Below are 21692 nucleotides of genomic sequence, written 5' to 3' on the forward strand. Positions count from 1 at the left end.
CTGTTTCTCCGGCTCTTTGGTGACGGGCCGGGAAGCCAGCCCCGGACCCCATAAAGGTCAGCTCCTGCGCAAATGGACCGCGCAGGCGGCGAACGCAAGGCGCCTCGATCACGATGATCCGGGATCACTCTCGTCCAAGATCACAAACGTGATCGATTTCGGCGTTTCAGAGCGGTTTCGTCCGACGAGCCGGCAGCCGGCCCGTCCTGCTCCGCCCGAGCTGTTTCCGCTCAGGCCGCTTCCGGCTTGAACAGACCGACTCGCATGTCGGCGACCGTATAGATGCGCTTACCGTCGGCCTCGAGCCAGCCATCGGCGATCCCCAGCACCAGCTTCGACTTGAAGACGCGCTTGAACTCGACGCCGTAGACCACCTGCTTGACGCTCGGCAGAACCTGGTCGGCGAACTTGACCTCGCCGACACCGAGCGCGCGGCCGCGGCCCGGCAGGCCGAGCCAGCCGAGGAAGAAGCCGGTGAGCTGCCAGAGCGCATCGAGGCCGAGGCAGCCCGGCATCACCGGGTCGCCCTTGAAGTGACAGTCGAAGAACCAAAGATCCGGGCGGATGTCGAACTCAGCGCGGACAAAGCCCTTGCCGTGCGGGCCGCCTTCCTCGCTGATTTCGGTGATGCGATCGAACATCAGCATTGGCGGCAGCGGCAGCTGCGCATTGCCCGGCCCGAACAGCTCCCCGCGACCACAAGCGAGGATCTCCTCGTAGCTGAAAGACGATTGCCGCGCCATTCCCGTTCCGCTCCGTTCCGGCCGCCGACAAGGCGGTCATTTCTCGTGACGCGTGCCTAACACGGTGTCGCCGGGAAACGAAAGGGCGCAAGCGCGCCAGGGCGTGGATGACCCGGCCCCGCGCCCCGGCCTGCGCCCGAGCCGTCGCGCCGCAGCCGGCACGCCGCAGATGCAAGGCGCGGCGCTGTGCCGCGACGCTTGCGGGCCGAGGACCGAAGCCTTAAATCGAGGAGGAGCCGGAGGCCTTTCGCCTGCCGGCAGCAAACTCTGGAGGCGGACCCGCAGCATGAACGATCTGACGCCACAAGACCTGGGCTACGGATCGAGCGCGCGCCAGGGATGTCCGTTCCACGACGTGCGCCTGCGCCTGCGCCGCGTCGGCCTGCGGCCGACACGGCAGCGCGTCTCGCTCGGCTGGCTGCTCTTCGCCAAGGGCGACCGGCATGTCAGCGCCGAGATGCTGTATGAAGAAGCGATGAAGGCGCGCGTGCCGGTTTCGCTCGCGACTGTCTACAATACGCTGCATCAGTTCACCCAGGCGGGCCTGCTGCGCGAACTCGCGATCGACGGCGCCAAGACATTCTTCGACACCGACAGCAGCGACCACCATCATTTCGTCGTCGACGGCGAAGACAAGGTGATCGACATCCCCGCCGCCGCGGTCGATGTCGCGGAGCTTCCGCCGCCGCCCGAAGGCTATGAGATCGCGCGCGTCGACGTCGTCGTCCGCCTGCGCAAGATCGACGGCTGAGGCATTTCCGCGCCCGGAACGGGCCAGAACGCTGCGACAAGAACAGGATTTCAGATCATGACTGCATCGCGGCGTGCTTTCGTCGGCACCCTGGCGCTCGGGCTGCTGCTGCCGGCAGGAGGAGCCTTCGCCACCACAAGGACCCTGCGCGGGACGGTCTCCTATCGCGAGCGCATCGCGTTGCCGCCTGGAGCCATCGTCGAGGTCAAGCTGCTGGACGTCTCGCTCGCCGATGCGCCGGCGCGCATCATCGCCGAGACCAGGGTCGGCGGCGCGCGCAACCCCGCGCGCTATGTGCTGCACTTCGACCGGGCGCAGATCCAGCCGCGCCGGCGCTATGCGCTGCAGGCCCGCATCCTGCACCGCGGGCAGCTGCTCTTCATCAATACCAGCCATCACGGCATTTTCGATGGCGGGCCGGAGCAGACGGATATCCGCGTCGAGCGTGTCGCCGCCTCGCCTTCGCCTGCCCCGGAGCGCGAAGCCTCGCCCGTCGGCCGCTGGCTGCTCGAGGACATCCGGCGAGCGGGGGTGATCGACCGGCTGCAGACCGTGCTCGAAATCGCGCCCGATGGCAGGGTAAGCGGTTCCGGCGGCTGCAACCGAATGAGCGGCTCGGCCAGGATCACCGGCACGCGAATCAGCTTCGGACCGGTCGCCGCCACGCAGATGGCCTGCACGCCCGCCGCGATGAACCAGGAGCAGAAATTCTTCGCCGGATTGCGCGAGGTCCGGCGCTGGCGCACCGATCCGGCGCGCGGCAAGCTCGTCCTGCTCGATGGACGCGGCCGGCCGATGATGACCTTCTCGGCGATGTGACCGGCCGCCCGTCAGCGGGCGGCGGCGTTTCAGTTCAGCTTTTCGTTGGGATAGACGCCCCAGAGACGGTCCTGGCGCAGATAGCCGTTGATCTTGTTGACCGTGACATTGCACCAGCCGCCGCCGGGGCAGGAATGGACATTGGCGATCACGCCCGGCTCGAGGCTGGCGAGGATCGCGGCGTTGTCGCTGGCCGAGTCGCGCAGGGCGAACGTCTCGCCCTTCACCTTGGACCAGGGCGCGACCAGCACCGTGCGGCGCCCGGACAACAGGCTGTGCAGCACCCAGCCCTCGGTGCCATCGGCATCGCGCACGCGCCGCCAGGTCTCGAACTCGGCCGTGATCTCGACAGGCAGGCCGGCGCGCTGGAAGACCCAGCTGGTGCGATGCTCCTTCGACGGCCCCTCGCGCAGATTGACGCGGTCCGACTTCAGGCTGACATAGCGCGGCACCGGCAGGCCGCTGACCTGGCCGACGGCCAGCTCCTGTGCGACCGCACGCGGCGATGTCAGAGCAAGCCCCGCCATCAATGCCAGCGCCAGGCAGGCGAGTGCACCCCTCATGCTAGCCGCCATCCTTTCAAACTCCTTCATGCCTGCCGGGCGCCGCCACGGCGCGGCGTCGGGCCGTGCGCCTCGACAGGCGACCGAGCCCGGCGGCGATCTCGCACGAAAATCCGGTTTCCACTTTGCCGCATCCTGCTCTAGACAACAGATCGGCTGCCGGTCGTCGAAACGCCACTCGCCCCATTCCTGAAGCGCCTCGGTTAATGGCGGGTTGAGGCGGAAACGAGACGGGCGGCGCCCGTGTGTTGGGAGCAGTCGGCGATCAGGCGCAGCGCCTGCGCCGAGCGCCCCGGAGGAGCCGCTTATGTCGAAGAAGAAGCCTCTGGTCGTCGTTACGCGCAAGCTGCCCGCTGTCGTCGAGACACGGATGCGCGAGTTGTTCGACGCAAGGCTTAATCTTGACGATACGCCGATGAGCCAGGCGGCGCTGGTCGAGGCGCTGAAGACCGCCGACGTGTTGGTCCCGACCGTGACCGATAAGCTCGATGCCGGCCTGATCGCCCAGGCCGGCGAACAGCTGCGGCTGATCGCCAATTTCGGCAACGGCGTCGACAATATCGACGTCGCCAGCGCCGTGCAGCGCGGCATCACCGTCACCAACACGCCGGGCGTGCTCACCGACGACACCGCCGACATGACGATGGCGCTGATCCTCGCCGTCGCTAGGCGCATCGCCGAAGGCGCGCGCGTCATCACCGATGACGAATGGGGCGGCTGGTCGCCGACCTGGATGCTCGGACGCCGGATCACCGGCAAGCGCCTCGGCATCGTCGGCATGGGCCGCATCGGCCAGGCCCTGGCGCGCCGCGCCGCCGCCTTCGGCCTGTCGATCCACTACCACAACCGCCGCCGCATCGACCTGCGGGCCGAGGAGGCGCTCAACGCCACCTATTGGGATTCGCTCGACCAGATGCTGGCGCGGATGGACGTCGTCTCGGTCAACTGCCCGCATACGCCGGCGACCTATCACCTGCTCTCGGCCCGCCGGCTGAAGCTGATGAAGCCGGATGCGATCCTGGTGAACACGGCGCGCGGCGAGATCGTCGACGAGACGGCGCTCGCCCGCATGCTCGAGGCCGGCGAACTCGCCGGTGCCGGGCTCGATGTGTTCGAGCACGAGCCGGCGGTCAATCCGCGCCTGCTCAAGCTCGCTCGCCAGCACCGGGTCGTGGTGCTGCCGCATATGGGCTCGGCCACGCATGAGGGCCGCGCCGATATGGGCGAGAAGGTCATCGTTAACATCAAGACCTTCATGGACGGGCACAAGCCGCCGGATCGCGTGCTGCCGAGCATGCTCTGAGCGCAGCCTGAAGGCCTGCCCAGAAGCTTAAGGATCCATTCCGACGAAGCACTCCGTCGAGCGCGCAGTCAGATCGACAGCGCGCGCGGACATGCCGGGTCCCTGGGAACGCTGCGCGCTCCGGGGGCCCTGCCCCGGAGCCAACCTTCAGCCGCCGCGCGAGGTGGCGAACTGCCCAGCCTTGCGGAAGCGCCAGAGATAGGACGGCACCTCCGCCTCGAAGGAGACCGGCGCGATGCCGATGCCGGCGAATGTACGGCCGTCCTTGCGGGCGGCTTCGGAGACGACATTGTCGCTCTGCAGCAGGGTGACCTGGTCCCGGGTCAGCAGGAACTCGTCCGGCAGCAGACCGAGCGAGAGCGTGTTGACGATCTCGAGGATCCGGGCCTGGAAGCGTGCCAGCGGGACCGGCAGCGAAGCGATGAAGCGCCGGCGGCCGGTGACCTCGCAGACATATTCGACCAGCTCGCGGAAGCTCTTCACCTCCGGGCCGCCGAGCTCATAGACCTTGCCGCCCGCGACCTTGCCCTCGATCGCGAGCGCGACCGCCCTGGCGACATCGCCGACGAAGACCGGCTGGAACTTCGTCTCGCCGCCGCCGACCAGCGGCAAAACCGGCAGCATGCGGGCCAGCGAGGCGAAACGATTGAAGAAGGTATCCTCCGGCCCGAACATGATCGAGGGGCGCAGCACGACCGCGCTCTCGACCTGTTCCAACACCGCCGCCTCGCCCTGCGCCTTGGTACTGGCATAGCGCGATTTCGAATCGGCGTCGGCGCCGAGCGCCGAGATCTGGACGAGACGCTCGATGCCGAGGCTGGCACAGGCATGTGCGACGGTGCGCGCACCCTGAGCCTGGACGTTGGAGAAATTCTGCCGGCCGCTCTCGCTGAGGATACCGACCAGATTGATCACTGCATCCGAGCCCCGCACCGCGGCAGCGACCGAATCGGGGTAGCGCAGATTGGCCTGCACGGCATGGATCTGGCCGACAATGCCGAGCGGCTGCAGGAAATTCGCGAGATCAGGCCGGCGCACGGCGACCCGGACGCGATAGCCGCGCCGGGCGAGCGCCCGCACGACATGCCGCCCGAGGAAGCCCGAGCCGCCGAAGACGGTGACGAGTTGCTGAGCGGGAGGCAGGTTCGCCATGGTCACGCGAGCTCCGATTTTGAAGCGCTGGAAGCGGTTTCTCTCGCGCCTGTCCTAGTTCATCGCATCCCAACTGTGAAGGCGGCGCAACGCCTCGCCGCCCGCTGCAGAGTACTCTGCACAGCCGCCTGATAATTTCGTCGGCTAGGCCGTTGACAGGCGCGTCCGCCCCCCCTAAACGGACCCTCGTTGCCCAGGTGGCGGAATTGGTAGACGCACCAGCTTCAGGTGCTGGCGCTCGCAAGGGCGTGGAGGTTCGAGTCCTCTCCTGGGCACCACTCCTTCTCTTCAAGCAAGAGAAAGAGTTCCGTATCGAGAAGAACCGATCGACGCCGCATTAGTCTTGCGGTCGTGTTGAATGGATCTTCAGATGCCACGACCCGTCACTACCAAGACGGGTTTTTATTTTTGCATGCGAAGCGAGCACTGGCCTTTACCCGAACAGCAAGGGTATCGGGCCGGTTCGCCCGCGATCGATGGACATCGATCCGTCGTCAGCCGCCGCAATGTCGTCTTTTCGCTCAGGACCAAAGAGGCGAAGGTCGCCAAGGAGCGGTTCAAGCTCGCGCTAAGCGTTCTCGCACCTGCTTCGAATCGCTGAGCCAGCCGCCCCTGGGCCGAGCCGATGTGCGGGCCCTCGCCTGCGAGATCTGCAAGCAGGCCGTTCACGAAATCGACCATGACGATGCCGTCGCCGATGAGGCCGAAGCCTATCGCGATGCGTTTGCCCGACGCGACCAAGCGGCCCTTGCGATCGTCGAGGCCATAGAGGGCCTGACCATTCCTGGAGGCAGTTATCGGGTGATAGGCTTCGAGCGCGCCACACGCGCCTCGGCCGCTGCAATGTAAGCATCTCGTGAAGGTCCGAGGTGCTTGCGGCAAAGAGCAACCAGACGGACCCTATCTCCAGCCTTGATCGCTTCGATCATTCCAAGGTGCTCGTCGCGCGCGAGCGCCAGGTGCTCCGCGCTGGCAGCGGTGATCGAACGCGCGCCGTGAACCTTCTGAGCCATGGTCTGGATCAGTTCGACGAGATGAGGATTGCCGCAAGCGGCGAACAAGGCCTCGTGGAAGATCATGTTGGCGCGGAAGGCAGCACGCGCATCGCCCGACGCAACGGCGGCACTGTGAACGCCCTGGATTTTCTCCAGCTGCGACAGCAGCCCATCCGGCGCCGACAAGGGTATCTGCTCGGCCGCGAGCGTTTCGAGTGCCTCGCGCACCAGATAGATCTGCCGCACCTCGACCGGATCGAGCAGTTTTACGAAGGCGCCGCGGTTCGGGACGCGTTCAACGAGGCCTACGCGCTCCAGCTCTGCCAACGCCTCGCGGACCACATGCCGCTTTACGTCGAGCCGTTCGGCCAGTTCCTCCTCTATCAGGCGCTCGCGCGGCAAGAGCCAGCCGAGAACGATTTCCTCCTCGAGCGTCGCGGCAACGCCGCGAACGCGCTCGGCGGTCTGGGCTTTCAGGGCGGTCACGGCCATGCCAGTTTATAACGTCTCGACATAATTGTTGACAATCCTGTTGCCGAACATTCTGCTGGCGCCATGAGCGCGTCCGAGAACGATACCCGATCATCGAAGCCCGCGGCACGTGGCATGCGCCGCAATCTTGCGACCTATGGCGACCCCGGCTTCTCGCTGTTCCTGCGCAAGGCCTTCATCAAGGCCGCGGGCTTCTCGGACGATGCGCTCGACCGGCCGATCATCGGGATCACCAACACCTTCAGCGACTTCAATCCCTGTCATGGCAACGTGCCGCGGCTGATCGAGGCCGTGAAGCGCGGCGTGATGCTGGCGGGTGGCCTGCCGATGGAGTTCCCGACGATCTCCATCCACGAATCCTTCGCCAACCCGACCTCGATGTTCCTGCGCAACCTCATGGCCATCGACACCGAGGAGATGATCCGGGCGCAGCCCTGCGACTCCGTCGTGCTGATCGGTGGCTGCGACAAGACGGTGCCGGCCCAGCTGATGGGCGCCGTCAGCGCCGACATCCCGGCGATCCAGCTGATCACCGGCCCGATGCTCGTTGGCCATCACAAGGGCGAGGTGCTCGGCGCCTGCACCGATTGCCGCCGCCTCTGGGGCCAGCATCGGGCCGGCCAGATCGACGAGGCCGAAATCGAAGTGCTGAGCGGACGGCTCGCGCCGACGCAGGGCACGTGCATGGTCATGGGCACGGCCAGCACCATGGGCTGCCTCGTCGAGGCGCTTGGTATCGCGCTGCCGGGCTCCGGCACCATCCCTGCCACCCATGCCGACCGTATCCGCGCCGCCGAAGCCAGCGGGCGCGAGGCGGTCAGGCTTGCCAAGGGCGGGCCGAAGCCGAGCGATATCCTGACCGAAACCGCCTTCCGAAATGCGCTGACCGTGCTTCAGGCGATCGGCGGCTCGACCAACGGCCTCGTGCACCTGGCCGCGATCGCGCGGCGCGCGGGCCTCTCGATCGACCTCGAGGAATTCGATGCGATCGGCCGCAAGGTTCCGGTGCTGATCGATCTCAAGCCCTCCGGCGACCACTATATGGAGCACTTCCATTGGGCCGGCGGCGTGCCGAAGCTGATGAAGGAACTCGGTGAGCATCTCGACCGCTCCGCGCCCACCATCGACGGACGCACCATCGGCGAAGTCGCCGACGCAGCCGAGGACGTGCCGAACCAGAGCATCATCCGCACCGCCGCGAGCCCTGTGAAGCCGACCGGCGGCATGGCCGTGCTCCGCGGCAATCTCGCGCCCGGCGGCGCGGTGATCAAGCACTCCGCAGCCTCTCCTGCGCTGCTGAAACACACCGGGCGCGCGGTCGTCTTCGCCTCGGTCGAAGACATGGTCCGGCGGATGGACGATCCTGACCTCGACGTGAAGGCCGACGACGTCCTGGTGTTGACCAATGCCGGTCCGAAGGGCGCGCCCGGCATGCCGGAAGCGGGCTATATCCCGATCCCCAAGAAGCTGGCCCAGGCCGGCGTCAAGGACATGGTCCGGATCTCCGATGCCCGGATGAGCGGCACCGCCTTCGGCACGATCGTGCTGCATATCACGCCGGAATCGGCCGTCGGCGGCCCGCTTGGGCTCGTCCGCGATGGCGACATGATCCGCCTCGACGTCGAGGCTCGCGAGATCGCGCTCCTGGTCGAGGATGCCGAACTCGAGCGGCGCAAGGCCGAGTGGCAGCCGCCGGCGCATCTCTCCGAGGCCACGCGCGGCTATCGTCACCTCTATCTGACGACCGTCCTGCAGGCCGACGAGGGCTGCGATTTCGATTTCTGCTGATCGGCCGCCTCGGCCCAAAAGTTCCCGACGAGGCTGGAGCCAACCGGCCCGCGCGATCACTTCCGGAGGATAACCCCATGCTCGACCGTCGCCACCTGATCGGCGCGCTCGCCGGCCTTTCGCTGGCTCTTCCCGTTACGGCCTTCGCGCAGGCCTACCCGCAGAAGCCGATCACCCTGATCGTGCCCTATGCGCCTGGCGGCGCCACCGACATCATCGGCCGCGTCGTCGCCGAGGAACTGTCGAACGGCCTCGGCCAGCGCGTCGTCGTGGAAAACCGGGCAGGCGCGGGCGGCAGCGTCGGTGCACAGGCCGCCGCGCGTGCGACGCCCGATGGCTACACCCTGATGCTCGGTGCGCTGACCAGCCACTCGATCAATATGAGTTTCCAGGCCAAGCCGGGCTTCGACCTGAAGAAGGATTTCGTGCCCGTCGGACTTGCCGGCAATGTCGGGCTCGCTTTGGTCGTCCATCCTTCGGTGCAGGCCAAGACCGTGCCCGAACTGGTCGCGCTCATCAAAGCCAACCCGTCCGATTTCTCCTACGCCTCTTCGGGCCAGGGTTCGCCTCAGCATCTTTCGGGCGAACTCTTCAACCTGAAGGCGGGCACCAAGATGCCGGTCGTGCCCTATCGCGGCTCTGGGCCGGCGATGACCGATATGGTCGGCGGCCAGGTCAAGATCATGTTCGATACCATCCCTGCCGTCCTCCAGCATGTGAAAGCGGGCTCGCTGCGCGCCATCGCGACCACCGGCCGGGAGGCTTCGCCCTTCATGCCGGAGACGCCGACCGCGATCTCGCAGGGGCTGGACGGCTTCGAAGTCTCGTCCTGGTTCGGCCTGCTCGCCCCGACAGGCACGCCGCAACCGGTTCTGGACAAGTTGAACGCCGAGTTGAACAAGGCGCTGCAGAGCACGAAGGTGAAGGAAGCGCTCGCGCTGCAGGGCGTCGACCCGAAGCCGAGCACGCCGAGCGAGGCGACGAAGCTGATCGAAAGCGAGAGCACGAAATGGGCCGAGCTCATCAAGGCAAGCGGCATCAAGCCCGAATGACGCGCGCGGGGCGCAACCGATGAGCGAAACCGTCAAGCGCCTCGCGATCGTCGGGGCCGGCATGATCGGCGCCAGCTGGGCAGCCCTCGCCAGCGCCCATGGGATCAGCGTCTCCGCCTACGACCCCAATCTCGAGGCCGAGGCGCGCTTCCTGAGCTATGTCGAGCGGGCACGGACGCAATTGGCGGAACTCGGATTGGCCGGCTCCGGCGCTGTCAGCTTCTCGGGCAATCTTGCGGATTCGCTTGAAGGCGCCGGTTTCGTTCAGGAGAACGGCCCGGAGAACGAGGCGGTCAAGCGCGGGCTGCTCGCCGAAATCGACGACCTGCTTCCGTCCGAGGTCGTCATCGCCAGTTCGACATCGGCTCTGGTCCGCAGCGCCATCGTTGCCGATTGTGCGCAGCCCGAGCGGATCATCGTGGCGCATCCGTTCAACCCGCCGCATTTCGTGCCGCTGGTCGAGATCGTCGGAGCCGATCCCCTGATCGTCGCCCGTGCGGCCGCATTCTATCGCGGGCTCGGACGACGTCCGGTCATCCTCAACCGCGAAATGCCCGGCCATATCGCCAACCGCCTCGCCTCGGCGCTTTATCGCGAGGCGGTGCATCTGGTCGAACAGGGCGTCGCCAGCGTCGCCGATATCGATGCCGCACTCTGCAACGGCCCAGGCCTGCGCTGGGCCCTGATGGGACCGCACATGACCTATCACCTCGGCGGGGGCGAAGGCGGCATCGCCGGCTACCTCGCCCATCTCGGACCGAGCCAGGTGCGGCGCTGGCAGTCGCTCGGCAGTCCCTCGCTCGACACCGATGTCCAGACGAAGATCATCGCAGGCGTGGCGGAGGAAGCGGGCGGCCGCTCGATCGCCGAGCTCGAGGCGCGGCGCGACGAGGGCCTGCTCGCCCTGTTGAAGGCGCGCAGGCTGGTCAGCGAGTAACGGGACCCGCCATGATAGACGTCACCGAAGCGCCGCCCCGCGTCGCCTATCTTGGCATCAGCGACCGCTTCCAGGCAGCAGGCCAACTTCCGCTCCTGTGAAGGGTTTTGGATGCTGGCCCGTGCTCGCGGGTTCGGACCGGGCTTAGGACAGGCGTCCGAAAGCCTCCAGAGGAGGAAGCCGCGGCCCCGGGGCTGTGGGCTATGGAGATTTCGCCGCGCGGCGTGGCGCCGGCGCGAAGCGCTCGACGAGGATCATGCGGCCGCGCTGTTCGGGCCTTGCGGGCGATGGTCATCGCGCTGCGCCTCCGTCTGAGCACAGCCGCTTGCGTCGTGTTCCTTGGGCGCAGCCGCCAGGATCGCCGCCGCAATGATCTGCCTGATACGAGCGATGGTTCCGGCGCGCCGGCCGTAATGGCGGATACGGTAGAAGCCTTCGGGCAGGGCATGGAGCAGGGACCGATCAACTGCCCGGGCATGGCCGAGACGGCCTTGCGGCAAGGCCACGATGGCTCGGAGCGCCAGGGCAACGCGATGCTCAGGCTTTGCCGCGCTCGGCGTGCAGCATGTTCTCGTGCGAACGGCGCAGGTGAACGCGCATGGCCTGTTCGGCGACCTCGGGCTGGCCTGCTGCGATCGCGGCCGCGACGACTGCGTGCTCTTCGATCGCCAGCCGGTTGCGCCCGGCATGGGAGCTCGAGCGATAGCGAAGAACGCGCAGGGCGTAGTAGAGGTCTCCGTAGAGCATGTCGGACAGGCGGTCGTTCTTGCTGCCGCGGATCACGAAGAGATGGAAATCCTGCTCGGGGGACTGGTTGCGGTCGGCGGTCAGGCCCTGACGCTCATATTCCCTCTGCCGCTCCACCAATTGCAGGAGCGCCTCCTTCTCCTCTGCCGTCATGTTCTCCGCCGCCTTGCGCGCGGCATAGCTTTCCAGCGCTTCGCGGATCTCGAGGACCTCGCGCAATTCCTTCGCCGAATGCTCGGCCACCCTTGCGCCGGCATTGTGCCGGCGCACGACGAGCTTCTTGCCCTCGAGGCGACGAAAAGCCTCGCGCATGGGGCTTCTGCTGACCCCGAGCTCGGTGGCGAGCGACTGCTCCGAGAGCTTCATCCCCGCCGGATACTCGCCCAGCAATATCGCCTTCTCGATCCGCTCGACGACGAGGTCCACGAGCGAACCGGACTCCACCCTCGCCGTCATGCCGGTTTCCGCCCTGCTTGTGCCGTTGCGGCGGAGAGGCCCCTATACCATCGCAGCATTGGAACGACCGCCACGCAAACTACCAGCAGAAGTGCCAAGGCCAATGCAAGAGGCCGTTCGAACAGGTACTGCCAGTCTCCACCGCTGATCTGATAAACATACACCAGATTGGTGTCGCAAAGGCTCCCCATCAGCAGCCCGACCACCATCGCCGCAATGGAATAGTTGAAGCGGCGCATCAGCCAACCGAGCGCGCCGAATGCGATCAGCACATAGGGGCCGAGCATGTTGCCGGTCAGGGCATAGGCTCCAGTGACCGACATCACCAGAACGGCGGCCGTCAGGTAGCGGATCGGCACTTTGACCAGTGCGCTGATGAAATGGATCGTGAACAGGCCAAGGAGCAGGAGGAGGAAGGCCTGCGCCATGTTTCCCAGAATGATCGCGCAGACAATGTCGGTCTGGTCGCGAATGAATTTGGGGCCGCCGGTGATGTTATGGGCGGCGAAGGCCGCCAGCATGACCGCCGTACCGCCGCCGCCCGGCAGGCCCAGCGCCAGCAGTGTCACCATCGAGCCACCTTCCGAGCTGGAATTCGCCGATTCGGCAGCAACGACACCTTTCGGATTGCCCTGCCCGAAGCTCTCGGGATTCGGGTCGCGACGCCGCGCCTCGGCATAGGAGGCGAGATTCGACACGGATGAGCCGACCCCGGGTATGGCGCCGATCAGCGCGCCCATCACGCTGCCCTGGAGCAAGGTGCCGGGATATCGCATGGCCATGCCGAAACCGGCGATGATGCGGCCGAAATTCAGGCGGCGGGAATCTTCGGAGCCGACGATATAGTCGCGCTGCGTCAGGCTGATCAGCTCGGAGACCGCGAACAAGCCCAGCATCGCCGGGACGACCGGTATGCCGTCGAGCAGATCCGGAATCCCGAAGGTGCCGCGCGTCACGCCGATGGGACTGGTGCCGATGGTTCCCAAAAGCAGGCCGAACAACCCGGCGAGAAGCCCTTTCGAGAAGCTCTTGCCGCCCAGAATCCCGATCAATGTCACGCCCCAGAGGGCCACCATCAGCATTTCGAGGGGGCCGAAATTGAGGACGAAACTCGCCAGGAAACCGATCGTCAGGAACAGGATGACGTAGGAGAAGAGCATCCCGACACAGGAGGAGAAAAGGGCAGCGCCCAGCGCCTCGTTGTGCTGACCCTTGCGGGTCATGGGATAGCCGTCGAATGTGGTGGCGACCGCCGTCGACGTGCCGGGTATGCCGATCAGGATCGACGAGATTCCGCCGCCGAAGCCTCCCCCCGTGAAGATCGCGGTCAGAAACAGCATCGCCGACAGGAAGTCCATGTACAGCGTCGCAGGCAGAAAGATGGCCATCGCCATCGAGGTCTGCATGCCCGGAATGGCGCCGAAGATCAGGCCGATCATCAGGCCCAAGGGCACGACGGCCCAGGCCATCCAGGAACCGCCGAGAAGGGACAGGGCTCCATCGAGCGCCGAAAAGTCGATCCACATGGCGGGCGCTCCTAGAGCAGGGTCATCGGAAGTCGGTACGGAAGGATCATTTGGAAGGCCCATGCCGCTCCGAGGCCGAACAAGGCTCCGAACAGCAGGGCGTGCAGCGGCTGACGTGCCGCCTGCAGCCAGACGAACAGGGCGACGAAGACCATATTGGCCAGGTCGAACCCGATATGCGGGATCGACAGGACATAGGCGACGAGCAACCCGAAACAGTAGAAGGGAAGCGCGGCATTGGCCGCGCCTCCTTCGGATCGCGTCGTAGCTTCCGCTTCCCCGGCAGCGCCGGCCGGCCGCCGCCGCGTGACGGCGACCAGCAGGCAGAGCCCGAGAATCGCAATGGCGAGCGGGACAATGAAGGCAAGGTTTTCGACCGAGCGCGACTTGGCCTGCGCATCGACGACATAGGCGATCGTTGCCGCCGCGCAGGCCGAGACGACGAGCAGGTCGCCGGATTTTTCCAGGAAGCGCTTCATGACGTGGCGACGTCAGCGCTGGAGCAGAGGTTTGAATTCGGCGAAGATGTCGTGGACGGCCTTCACCTTCTCGGTGGTTTTCTCAGGGCCCAACCAGTCGTGTCCCATCGCGTTGCTTTCGGCGAACTTGATGAAATCGGGATCCTGCAAGGTGGCCTTGTGGGCTGCCTGGATGATGTCCCAGCGGTCCGGATGCTCGGCGCGGAACCGCGCCGACATCGCCAGTCCGCGCATCGACCCGGGCAGCACGGGCAATGACAGACCCATGGATTTAGTCGCCTCGGCCAGGACGGGCGCGTCCCAGTCGGGATGTGGCGTGTCCCGAACGACGGCAAGCGGCTTGACGAATTCGCGCACGCCCTCGCTGCCGCTGCCCGCGATGACGATGAAGTCGACCTGACCGCCCGCAATGGCTTGCCGCGCTTGCCCGCCGCCCTGGAACGTGACGAGGTTCAAGTTGCCAATCGGAATACCCGCCCGCTGCAGCATCAGCAGCGTCGTAAGATGACCGCTCGAGCCGGTCACGACACTCGCGCGCACCTTTTTGGGGTTTTCCTTGATCGCCTTCAGCAGATCGGGAAGCGTCCGGTACGGAGCATCCTTGTAGGCGGCGATGACGTCCCAATCCGACCAGAAGGCGTTCATGAACGCGAAATCCTCGATCTTGTAGGGCGCCTGATGGAACAGGATCGAGGAGGCGATATAGGGCGAGAGGGCATGCGCCAGAATCACGTTTCCATCCTGAGGCTGCTGCAGAAAATACCGCACCCCGAGCATGAAGGAGCCACCGGGGCGGTTCTCGACCTGGATCGGCTGGCCGATATGCTTCTGCATCACCGTGGAAAGGCCTCGGATCGCGCGGTCGATGCTGCCGCCAGCATCCGACGGCACGATCATCGTGAGAGGTCTTTCCGGCCAACGGGCGGCGCGGACCAGCGAGGGCATGGCAACGCTGGCGCCGGTCGCGGCGGCACCGATCATGAAGCTGCGGCGCTGCAGCGGCCGCTTGGTCCCGTTCTCTGTCATTGGTTTCCTCCCGAATGAATTTTTCGCGGTGATTTCAGCCGCGGGCTCAGTTGCGGATCGTCCGGAAGACGTGCTGCAACACGCCACCATTGCGGTACCATTCGAGCTCGCGGTCGGTATCGATGCGGCAGATCACCGGCACCTCGACGCTCTGGCGACCTGTCCTGTGAACCGTGATGTGGAGCTCGGCCTTGGGCCTGAGCCCTTCTGCGAGGGCTCGCATGTCGTAGGTTTCTGTCCCGTCCAGCTGCCAGCTATGGCGGCTTTCGCCAGAGCGGAATTCCAGTGGCAGCACGCCCATACCCACCAGGTTGGAGCGATGAATGCGTTCGAAGCTCTCGGCCAGAACGGCGTTCACGCCCAGGAGCCGGGTGCCCTTTGCGGCCCAGTCGCGGGAGGAGCCGGTGCCGTATTCCCTGCCCGCGACAACGATCAGCGGCGTGCCGGCTTCGCGATAGCGGCGCGAGGCTTCGAATACGGACATCTCCTCGCCGCTGGGCTGCAGGCGGGTGAACCCGCCGGTGCGGCCCGGCGCCATCTCGTTGACGAGACGCAGGTTGGCGAAGGTGCCGCGCATCATCACTTCATGGTTCACGCGCCTCGCAATGTAGGAGCTGAAGTCCCGGGGCTCGACGCCGCAGGATTTGAGATAGCGTCCAGCCTCGCTGTCCTCCGGGATCGCCGAACCCGGCGAGATGTGGTCGGTCGTGATGCTGTCGCCCAGGACCAGAAGGGCTCGCGCTCCCGGGATGTCAGGCGTTCCACGGGGACGGTCCACGAACTCCGGATCGAAAAAGGGCGGCCGGCGCAGATAGGTGCTTCCGGACGCCCACCGGAACAGCTCTTCCGTCGGCGCCTCCAGCCGGGACCAGTATTCGTCTCCCTCGAACAGGCGTGCCTTGCGGGCCGCGAACAGATCGGGGGTGACATGGCGGGACACGATGTCCGCGACCTCCCGTGCGTCCGGCCAGATGTCCCGCAGATAGATTTCGCGCCCGCCCGTGCCGAGGCCCAGCGGCTCCTTCTCGAAGTCGACCAGGACATTGCCGGCCAGCGCGTAGGCGATGGTGAGCGGCGGCGAGCAGAGATAGCCGGCGCGTGCCAGCGGATGGGTGCGCCCCTCGAAGTTCCGGTTGGCCGAAAGCACGGCCGCGACCACGAGATTGCGCTCGCGGATCTCGGCTTCGATCTCGGGCGCCAGAGAGCCCGACCCGCCGGCGCAGGTCATGCAGCCGAAGCCGACAATGTTGAAACCGATCGCATCGAGGTCCAGCTGCAGCTCCGAAGCTGCGAGGTAATCCGCGACGATGCGGGAGCCGGGCGAGAGTGAGGTCTTGACCCAGGGCTTGGCTTCGAGCCCGAGCGCCCTCGCCTTGCGCGCCAGAAGCCCGGCGGCAATCAGCAAGGACGGATTCGAGGTGTTGGTGCAGGAGGTGATCGAGGCGATCACCACGTCTCCTTCGGCGAGCGGCCGCTTTTCCCCGCCGGAGGGAGCGGGCGCGGCTGGTCGCGTCCGCCTATCGAAGAACTCTCCGAAGCTCGCGGGAACGTCGGCAAGGCGCCGGCGATCCTGCGGACGGCGGGGGCCGGAGACCGAGGTTTCGATCTCGGCGAGGTCGATGTCGATGACCTGGCTGTAGACGCGGCGAGCATCCTCGCCCCCCCACATCCCCTGCTCCTTGGCATAGGCTTCGGCCAGGGCGATGTCGGCTTCGGCCCTGCCGCTTTCGCGCAGATAGCGAATGGTCTCGGCGTCGATCGGGCTGAAGCCCATCGTCGCCCCGTATTCCGGCGCCATGTTTGCGAGCGTCGCGCGGTCCGGAACGGACAATGCGGTCAGGCCGGGACCGGTGAACTCGACAAGGCGGCCGACGACCCCGACCTTGCGCAGGCGCTCCGTGACGGTCAGCACCAGATCGGTGCTGGTGACGCCCTCGCGCAGAGCACCTGTCAAACGGCAGCCCACGACCTCCGGCAGTTGCATGGTGATCGGCTCTGCCAGCATCGCCGAGCCGGCCTCGATGCCGCCGACGCCCCAGCCCAGCACGCCGATGCCGTTGATCATCGGGGTATGACTGTCCATGCCGACCAGCGTGTCGGGATAGGCCCAGAGAATGCCGTCGGCCTCTTCGCTCCAGATCGGGCGCGCCAGGAACTCCAGGTTGACCTGATGCACGATGCCGCTGCCCGGAGGCAGGACGCGGAAGTTCTCATAGGCGGTCGCCGCCCATTTCAGGAACTTGTAGCGCTCGTCGTTCAGCCGGTATTCGAGCTCCAGATTGCGAGCGAAGGCGGTGCTGCTGCGGGCGAATTCCGCAGTCGCCGAGTGATCGACGACGATGTCGACCGGGATCATCGGATTGACGCCGGCTCCGCTGCGCCCCGCCCGCACCATGGCCTCCCGCATCGCCGTGAGATCGGCGAGAAGGGGAATGCCCGAGGAATCCGGCATCAGCACACGCACGGGATGGAAACAGATCTCGCGCTTCCCGGCCTCTTCGCCGCGAGCCACTGCCGCAACATCCTCGATCAACACGCTGCCGCGCGGCATATTGCGCAGGAGGTTTTCCAGCAGCACCTTCAGCGACACTGGCAATTGCGCGATGCGTGCCGTCGGCATGATCTCCTGAAGCGCTGCAAGCGACACATAGCGATAGTCGCGCCCGGAAACCCGGAGCGTGCGGACAACGCTGTTCAACGTTTCTAGCTGGTTGCTGTGCAGGCCCATTCTCTCACCCTCGACCGACAGACCGCACGGCCATCGCGGTGCCGTCGTCGTCATGTCTCCTCCCATTTGAATTGTATGTAACTTTGAGATTTGAGACCCGTCAACTCTTATGGATCCACCTTGTTTAAACCTTATTGTATGCAATAAGAGCGATCTGGTATATCTTGCTTTCCAAAGGAGCGATCGATGCGCCCACCCCTGAAGTCGATTCTCGTTCCCGCCGCGGCGGAGCTCATTCCCGGCGCCGCGAATGCGTTGACCGCGCGGGTGATCGAGGAAACCGGCTATCGGGTTCTGTTGGTGACGGGAGCCGGCGTAACGAACACCCATCTGGGCAAGCCGGATGTCGGCCTGATCTGCGTGAAGGAGATGGCCGACCATGTCTGGGCCATTCGCGACGCCGTGGAGATCGCGCTCATCGCCGATGCGGACACCGGCTTCGGCAACGGGGTCAACGTCTACCGCACGGTGCAGATGTTCGAGCGCGCGGGCGCCTCTGCGATCCAACTGGAGGACCAGGTCTTCCCGAAACGCTGCGGCCATTTCGACGGCAAGGCGGTGGTCCCGGCCGGCGAGATGGTCGGAAAGATCAAGGCGGCGGTCGATGCCCGCAAATCAGAGGACACGCTGATCCTTGCCCGGACCGATGCGATCGCGACCGACGGGATCGAAGCGGCGATCGAGCGGGCACATCTGTTCCACGAGGCCGGCGCCGATATGCTCTTCGTCGAGGCTCCGCAGGCGGAGGCCGACCTCGCGCGGATCGGCGCGGAATGTCCCGGCCCGCAGATCTGCAATCTCGTGATCGGCGGCAAGACCCCGATCCTGCCGCGCGAGCGCCTGCAGGAGATGGGCTTCGCCGGCATCATCTATGCGAATGCGCCCTTGCAGGCCGCCGTCAAAGCGATGCGCGACGTCCTGACCGCGCTCCACGAAAGCGGCAGCGCCGCCGGGCTGGAGCATATGGTCGCCTCGTTCCGCGAGCGGCAAGCGATGGTGCAGCACGATTTCTACAAGGAACTCGAAGCCCGCTACGCATTCGTCGACTAGACGAAGAGCGCTGGCCGGGCCCGCTTGAATGGCCCGGCCGCAATCGCATGCATGCTCGGCTCTGCGGCCATGCTCGACCGGGGCGCGCGCTGCCGACGCCGGCAGCTTGTCGCCGAGCACGGAAAGCGCGTCGGGCTTGTAGAGTTGGTGCGCCTTACGACCGCTCAGCCAAGCCGACACCGGCCGCGGCAAAGTCACCCAGCTCCTTCTGGAGGAAGGCGACGAAGGCGGGATCGTCGGCATAGGCGACATTGACGCGCATGCCGCCCAGGCCGGCATCGAGTTCGCCCGACCGCCTGTCGGGCAGGAAGACCGTGCCGGGCGCGATGAAGATGCCCTGCTCCGAGGCCCGGCGCGCCAGCGCGAGATCGTCCAGCTGCGCGGGCAGGCCGACCCAGAGATAATAGCCGCCACCCTGGCGCGCGAAAATCGGCAGGCCGAGACGGTCGAGGCTGGCAAAAGCGCTGCGCGTCGCCTTGCCGATCCGCTCGCCCAGGCGCTTGAGGTGGTGGCGGTACTGGCCGCTGGCGATCAGGTCGCTGATCAGCCGCTCCAGATAGCCGGACGAGTTGACCACGGTCAGCATCTTCATGTCGCCGAGCGAGCGGGAGAGCGCCGGGCTCGCGGCGATGTAGCCGATGCGCAGGCTGGCCGAGAGCGTCTTGGAGAAGGTGCCGACATAGATGACGCGCTCAAGCTGGTCGAGCGCGGCGAGCCGCGGCGCGCTCGCTGGCATCACATCCGCGAAGGGATCGTCCTCGACGATGATCAGGTCGTGATGAGCTGCGATCTGGAGCAGGCGATGGGCGACCGGCAGCGCGATCGAGCCGCCGGTCGGATTATGCGCCAGCGACTGGGTGAAGAAGATTTTCGGCCGGTGCCGCGCGATCTGGGCTGAAAGATCGTCGAGATCCGGCCCGTCGGCAAGGCGCCGCACGCCGGCGATCTCGATGCGCCCGAGCTTCAGCTTGCCGAAGAGCGGGTAATAGCCGGGGCTGTCGACCAGCACGGTGTCGCCGGGCTGTAGTAGATGGCGGATGATCAGATCGAGCGCGTGGTTAACTCCGAAGGTCATCAGGATCTGCGCCGGCGAGGCCTGGATCGAGCGCTCGGCCAGCATCAGCCCGATCTGGGCCCGCAGCGGACCATAGCCGACCGGATCGCCATAGCCGTGCTTGACCGGCAGATCGTCCTTGCCGCCGCGCAGGCGCAAGTGCCGGCCGAGTTCGGAATCCTCCATCCAGGAGGATGGCGGGCGCCCGTCGCCGACACGGACGGGATGGACCTGACAGAGTTGCTCGCGCAGCAGCGAGACGATGTCGATCGCCTCGGTCATGTGCGGCGGAGGCGCGTCGCTGGGACGGTGACCGGGTGCGCGGACGTAGAAGCCGGCGCCGCGCCGCGCCTCGAGCCGGCCGCTGGCGACGAGCCGGTCATAAACCTCGACCATGGTGTTCTTCGAGACGCCGTATTCGCCCGCGGCGCTCCGCAGCGAGGCCATGCGCCGCCCGGGCTGGAGCAGCCCCTCGTCGATCATCCGGCCGATGCGCGCGACGATCGCGCCGGTGCGGTTGCCTTCGGCCTGCTCGTCCATCGGACCTCGCACCTGTACCAGCAAATCGACTGGTACAGAGAATGGGACATTGCACAAATTGTGCCTTGCCGCTCTTCCGCGATTGTCCGAGCTTGTCAATCGAAGAAGCGTCGATCTCCAACGCGGCGCAGCAAAAACCCCGGCTGGGGAGGAAACGATATGACGACGGCCCAGGCACGCGGCGACGCCGCGCGCGCAGTGAATTCGCGCATCGAGAACTACCGCAATCTGAGCTGCGCCGAGCGACTGTCCGAGGCCGTCGCTGCCGCCGGCCTCGCCGATGCCGACCGCGCCTTGCTGGCACAGCCCGGCGGGCTGCCGCTCAATCTCGCCAATGGCATGATCGAGAACGTCGTCGGCACCTTCGAATTGCCGCTCGGCGTCGCCACCAACTTCATCGTCAACGGCAAGGATTATCTGATCCCTATGGCGGTGGAGGAACCCTCCGTCGTCGCCGCCGCCTCCTATATGGCGCGGATCGCGCGCGGCTCTGGCGGTTTCCGGACCTCCAGCGACCGGCCGATCATGCGGGCGCAGGTCCAGTTGCTCGGCATCGGCGATCCCGAAGGCGCGCGCCACAAGCTGCTGGCGGCGCAGGCCGAGATCGTCGCCGCCGCCAACGCCAAGGACAAGGTGCTGGTCTCGCTCGGCGGCGGCTGCCAGGGCATCGAGGTCCATGTCTTCCCCCAGACGCCGCGCGGCCCGATCGTGGTGATGCACCTGCTCGTCGATGTCCGCGACGCGATGGGCGCCAACACCGTCAACACCATGGCCGAGACGGTGGCGCCGATCGTCGAGCGCATCACCGGCGGCACGGTGCGCCTGCGCATCCTGTCGAACCTCGCCGATCTCCGGCTCGCGCGGGCCACCGTCACCATTCCCGAGGCGGCGCTCGCGACCAAGGAGTTCTCCGGCCGGCGGATGATCGACGGCATGCTCGACGCCTACACCTTCGCCGCGATCGACCCCTACCGCGCCACCACCCACAACAAGGGCATCATGAACGGCATCGACCCCGTGGTTGTCGCGACCGGCAATGACTGGCGCGCCATCGAGGCCGGTGCCCATGCCTATGCCGCCCGCAGCGGCCGCTACACCTCGCTGACCACCTGGGAGGAAGACAAGGACGGCAATCTCGTCGGCTCGATCGAGATGCCGATGGCGCTCGGCCTGGTCGGCGGCGCCACCAAGACGCATCCGCTGGCGCAATGGTCTCTGCGCCTGCTCGGCGTCCAGTCGGCACAGGAACTGGCGGAGGTCACCGTCGCGGTCGGCCTCGCCCAGAACATGGCGGCGCTCCGGGCGCTGGCCACCGAGGGCATCCAGCGCGGCCATATGGCACTGCACGCCCGCAACATCGCGATCGTCGCCGGAGCCGAGGGCGCCGAGATCGAGGCGATCGCAGCCGAACTCGCCCGCAGCCACGACGTCCGCGTCGACCGGGCACGCGAGCTGCTCGCCGAGCGGCGCAAGGGCGGCTGATCCTGCGCC

At 66.3% G+C, this 21692-nt stretch carries 19 protein-coding genes and 1 tRNA gene; 9 read left to right on the forward strand and 11 right to left on the reverse strand.

The features are described from left to right. Positions 1-230: 230 nt before the first annotated feature. Positions 231-743, reverse strand: coding sequence for a 3-hydroxyacyl-[acyl-carrier-protein] dehydratase FabA (gene fabA, locus ACWGRX_RS06980; protein WP_291646586.1), 513 nt, complete (start codon positions 741-743; stop codon positions 231-233). 286 nt (positions 744-1029) lie between these two features. On the opposite strand from fabA, the gene irr reads away from it, so the two are divergent. Continuing rightward, positions 1030-1494 (forward strand): Fur family transcriptional regulator Irr, encoded by a 465-nt coding sequence (gene irr / locus ACWGRX_RS06985; protein WP_452116964.1) that lies wholly within the window; start codon positions 1030-1032, stop codon positions 1492-1494. A 57-nt stretch (positions 1495-1551) separates the two neighbouring features. Beyond that, entirely contained in the window at positions 1552-2313 is a 762-nt protein-coding gene (locus ACWGRX_RS06990; protein ID WP_452116923.1) for a YbaY family lipoprotein, read from the forward strand. A gap of 29 nt (positions 2314-2342) precedes the next feature. Here ACWGRX_RS06990 and ACWGRX_RS06995 read toward each other — a convergent pair whose 3' ends face one another. Continuing rightward, the gene (locus tag ACWGRX_RS06995) at positions 2343-2876 is read right to left on the reverse strand and encodes an SH3 domain-containing protein (protein WP_291639989.1); all 534 of its coding nucleotides are present in this window, start codon (positions 2874-2876) and stop codon (positions 2343-2345) included. A 307-nt stretch (positions 2877-3183) separates the two neighbouring features. Between ACWGRX_RS06995 and ACWGRX_RS07000 the strand changes: the two genes are divergently transcribed. Then, a complete protein-coding gene (locus tag ACWGRX_RS07000) occupies positions 3184-4179 on the forward strand; it encodes a 2-hydroxyacid dehydrogenase (RefSeq protein WP_291646589.1) in 996 nt (331 codons plus the stop codon). A gap of 147 nt (positions 4180-4326) precedes the next feature. Here ACWGRX_RS07000 and ACWGRX_RS07005 read toward each other — a convergent pair whose 3' ends face one another. Then, positions 4327-5331: a complex I NDUFA9 subunit family protein gene (locus tag ACWGRX_RS07005; RefSeq protein WP_452116965.1), complete on the reverse strand. Its 1005-nt coding sequence runs from the start codon at positions 5329-5331 to the stop codon at positions 4327-4329. A 191-nt stretch (positions 5332-5522) separates the two neighbouring features. Here ACWGRX_RS07005 and ACWGRX_RS07010 point away from each other — a divergent pair. Then, a tRNA-Leu gene (locus ACWGRX_RS07010) sits at positions 5523-5609 on the forward strand. Positions 5610-5733: 124 nt separating this feature from the next. Here ACWGRX_RS07010 and ACWGRX_RS07015 read toward each other — a convergent pair. Both ACWGRX_RS07015 and ACWGRX_RS07020 read right to left on the reverse strand, forming a co-directional pair. After that, positions 5734-6072, reverse strand: coding sequence for a hypothetical protein (locus ACWGRX_RS07015; protein WP_452116924.1), 339 nt, complete (start codon positions 6070-6072; stop codon positions 5734-5736). Positions 6073-6125: 53 nt separating this feature from the next. Next, positions 6126-6818 (reverse strand): GntR family transcriptional regulator, encoded by a 693-nt coding sequence (locus ACWGRX_RS07020; protein ID WP_452116925.1) that lies wholly within the window; start codon positions 6816-6818, stop codon positions 6126-6128. Between the two features lie 114 nt (positions 6819-6932). Between ACWGRX_RS07020 and ACWGRX_RS07025 the strand changes: the two genes are divergently transcribed. From ACWGRX_RS07025 to ACWGRX_RS07035, 3 genes are all read left to right on the forward strand, one after another. Further along, positions 6933-8606 (forward strand): IlvD/Edd family dehydratase, encoded by a 1674-nt coding sequence (locus tag ACWGRX_RS07025; protein WP_452116926.1) that lies wholly within the window; start codon positions 6933-6935, stop codon positions 8604-8606. 77 nt (positions 8607-8683) lie between these two features. Continuing rightward, positions 8684-9658, forward strand: a complete 975-nt coding sequence (locus ACWGRX_RS07030) for a Bug family tripartite tricarboxylate transporter substrate binding protein (protein WP_452116927.1) — start codon at positions 8684-8686, stop codon at positions 9656-9658. Positions 9659-9677: 19 nt separating this feature from the next. Continuing rightward, positions 9678-10595 (forward strand): 3-hydroxyacyl-CoA dehydrogenase NAD-binding domain-containing protein, encoded by a 918-nt coding sequence (locus ACWGRX_RS07035; RefSeq protein WP_452116928.1) that lies wholly within the window; start codon positions 9678-9680, stop codon positions 10593-10595. 537 nt (positions 10596-11132) lie between these two features. On the opposite strand, the gene ACWGRX_RS07040 is transcribed toward ACWGRX_RS07035, so the two are convergent. Genes ACWGRX_RS07040 through acnA form a run of 5 tightly spaced genes read right to left on the reverse strand, consistent with a single transcriptional unit; the run spans position 11133 to position 17557 of the window. Next, positions 11133-11798, reverse strand: a complete 666-nt coding sequence (locus ACWGRX_RS07040) for a GntR family transcriptional regulator (RefSeq protein WP_452116929.1) — start codon at positions 11796-11798, stop codon at positions 11133-11135. Next, positions 11795-13324 (reverse strand): tripartite tricarboxylate transporter permease, encoded by a 1530-nt coding sequence (locus tag ACWGRX_RS07045; protein WP_452116930.1) that lies wholly within the window; start codon positions 13322-13324, stop codon positions 11795-11797. The genes ACWGRX_RS07040 and ACWGRX_RS07045 overlap by 4 nt, the downstream gene beginning before the upstream one ends. Positions 13325-13335: 11 nt before the next feature. Further along, positions 13336-13803 carry a tripartite tricarboxylate transporter TctB family protein gene (locus tag ACWGRX_RS07050; protein ID WP_452116931.1) on the reverse strand — a complete coding sequence of 156 codons (468 nt, stop codon included), beginning with the start codon at positions 13801-13803 and terminating at the stop codon, positions 13336-13338. 12 nt (positions 13804-13815) lie between these two features. Continuing rightward, on the reverse strand, positions 13816-14829 hold the full coding sequence (locus ACWGRX_RS07055; RefSeq protein WP_452116932.1) for a Bug family tripartite tricarboxylate transporter substrate binding protein: 1014 nt from the start codon (positions 14827-14829) through the stop codon (positions 13816-13818). A 46-nt stretch (positions 14830-14875) separates the two neighbouring features. After that, positions 14876-17557 carry an aconitate hydratase AcnA gene (gene acnA, locus ACWGRX_RS07060; protein ID WP_452116933.1) on the reverse strand — a complete coding sequence of 894 codons (2682 nt, stop codon included), beginning with the start codon at positions 17555-17557 and terminating at the stop codon, positions 14876-14878. Positions 17558-17743: 186 nt separating this feature from the next. Here acnA and ACWGRX_RS07065 point away from each other — a divergent pair, with 186 nt between their 5' ends. Then, positions 17744-18607, forward strand: a complete 864-nt coding sequence (locus tag ACWGRX_RS07065) for an isocitrate lyase/PEP mutase family protein (protein ID WP_452116934.1) — start codon at positions 17744-17746, stop codon at positions 18605-18607. 154 nt (positions 18608-18761) lie between these two features. Here the strand turns inward: ACWGRX_RS07065 and ACWGRX_RS07070 are convergent, their stop codons facing one another. Then, positions 18762-20201, reverse strand: coding sequence for an aminotransferase-like domain-containing protein (locus tag ACWGRX_RS07070; protein ID WP_452116935.1), 1440 nt, complete (start codon positions 20199-20201; stop codon positions 18762-18764). A 159-nt stretch (positions 20202-20360) separates the two neighbouring features. Here ACWGRX_RS07070 and ACWGRX_RS07075 point away from each other — a divergent pair, with 159 nt between their 5' ends. Further along, positions 20361-21683, forward strand: coding sequence for a hydroxymethylglutaryl-CoA reductase, degradative (locus ACWGRX_RS07075; RefSeq protein WP_452116936.1), 1323 nt, complete (start codon positions 20361-20363; stop codon positions 21681-21683). The last annotated feature ends 9 nt before the right edge of the window (positions 21684-21692 follow it).

The organism is Allobosea sp. NPDC055594 (genome assembly GCF_053618995.1).